Source organism: Streptomyces sp. E11-3 (assembly GCF_046540415.1).
Classification (GTDB): Bacteria; Actinomycetota; Actinomycetes; order Streptomycetales; family Streptomycetaceae; genus Streptomyces.
In genome coordinates this window covers 1-1,819 of the sequence record NZ_JAZGRL010000140.1, presented here as the reverse complement: position 1 = coordinate 1,819, position 1,819 = coordinate 1, and the positions used below count along the sequence as shown (strand labels likewise).

The window sequence follows — 1,819 nt, the reverse complement described above, 5'->3', positions numbered from 1 at the left end:
CGCCGGACGGGCTCAATTTGAGCCCGTCCGGCGATTGAGGACGTTCGGGAACCGCACCAGGCTGGCTAACCCCGCAGCGCGAACTCGCACCAGACCGCCTTTCCGCCGCCCGGAGTGCGGCGGGAGCCCCAGGACGAGGCGATCGTGGCGACGATCGAGATGCCTCGGCCCGCCTCGTCGACCGGCTCGGCGCGGCGGCGGCGCGGCAGGTGGTCGTCGCCGTCGGTGACCTCGATGATCAGGCGGCGGTCGGTGCGGCGCAGTTTCAGGCGCATCGGCGGGGTGCCGTGCTGGAGGGAGTTGGCGACCAGCTCGGATGCGGCCAGGACGCCCAGGTCGTACAGCTCCGGCGGGAAGCGCCAGCTGGTGAGGACGCCGGATGCGAAGGCACGCGCGCGTGGCGCGGCCTCGACGCCGCCGAGCAGGTCGAGCGCGGCGCCCCGGAAGAGCTCGGCGTCGGCGCCGCTGCGCGACGGGTTCTGGAGGACCAGGACGGCCACGTCGTCGTCGTGCGAGGCGGTGACGCCCAGGGCGCGGATCAGGCGGTCGCAGACCACCTGAGGGGTGCCGGTGGCACCGGCCAGGGCGCGCTCCAGGGCGTCGACGCCCTGATCGATGTCCTCGCCGCGCCGCTCGACCAGGCCGTCCGTGTAGAGGACGGCGGTGGAGCCGGGCGGGAAGGGCACGGAGCCGGAGGCGTGCAGCCAGCCGCCGGTGCCGAGCGGGGGCCCGGTGGGTTCCTCGGTGCGGTGCAGTACGCCGTCCTCGTCGCGTACGAGGATGGGCAGGTGCCCCGCGGAGGCGTAGGTGAGGCAGCCTTCGCCCGGGTCGTGGATCGCGTACACACAGGTGGCGATCTGGCTGGCGTCGATCTCGGCGGCGAGTCCGTCGAGGAGTTGCAGGACCTCGTGCGGGGGGAGGTCGAGGCGGGCGTACGCGCGTACCGCTGTGCGGAGCTGTCCCATGACGGCGGCGGCGCGCACCCCGCGGCCCATGACGTCCCCGATGACCAGGGCGGTACGGCCGCCGCCCAGGGTGATGACGTCGTACCAGTCGCCGCCTACCGCGGCGTCCGTGCCGCCCGGTTGGTATGTGGCGGCGATCCGCAGGTCGTCGGGCTCTTCCAACTCCTGGGGAAGCAGCGACCGCTGGAGGGTGACGGCGGCCTCGCGGTGGCGGCGCTCGCTGGCGCGCAGCCGTTCGGCGGCTTCGGCGTGGTCGGTGACGTCGGTGGCGAAGAGGAGTACGCCGCCTTCGGACGGGCCTTCGGCGCGGTCGCTGAGCGGGACCGTGACGGGGGTGCAGGTGAACGTGTAGGAGCGGCCGCCGGGGACCTTGCGGGACTTGACCGTACGGGGCTTGGAGCTGCGCAGTACCTGGTCGAGCAGGGGCAGCAGGCCGAGCTCGTGCAGTTCGGGCAGGGCCTCCTGGGCGTGGTCGCCGACGGTGCGGGGGCCGAAGGCGGTGGCGTAGGCGTCGTTGACGTACGCGATGCGGTGCTCGGGGCCGTGGACCAGGGCGACGAGGGCGGGGATCCGGTCGAGGATCTCGCGGACCGGCAGGTCATCGACACGGGGCGGTCGCCCGGCCTGGTCCGACAGCTGCTCGGCGCGGGCTGCGGGCACCGAGCCGCTGTCGGACCGCGCTGCGGCGCGACGCTGCGTTCCGGGGAGCCGGGCGCTCCAGCGCGTGAAGTTCACTGCGTTAGGCCTCTGTTGTCGCTTGTCGCTTCTGGATCGGTGTGGGGGGCTTGGTGCGGGTGTCTGTGCGGGGGTCTTGGTGCCGGGGTCAGGAGGGCGTGGCGCGGGGCAGGCCTCAG

General features: G+C 73.7%; 1 protein-coding gene. It reads right to left on the bottom strand.

The window, feature by feature from the left end; translation table 11 throughout:
* Window positions 1-65 precede the first annotated feature (65 nt).
* Complete coding sequence (locus U9R90_RS35890) at window positions 66-1,700, bottom strand: SpoIIE family protein phosphatase (protein WP_411061665.1); 1,635 nt, start codon at window positions 1,698-1,700, stop codon at window positions 66-68.
* Window positions 1,701-1,819 lie beyond the last annotated feature (119 nt).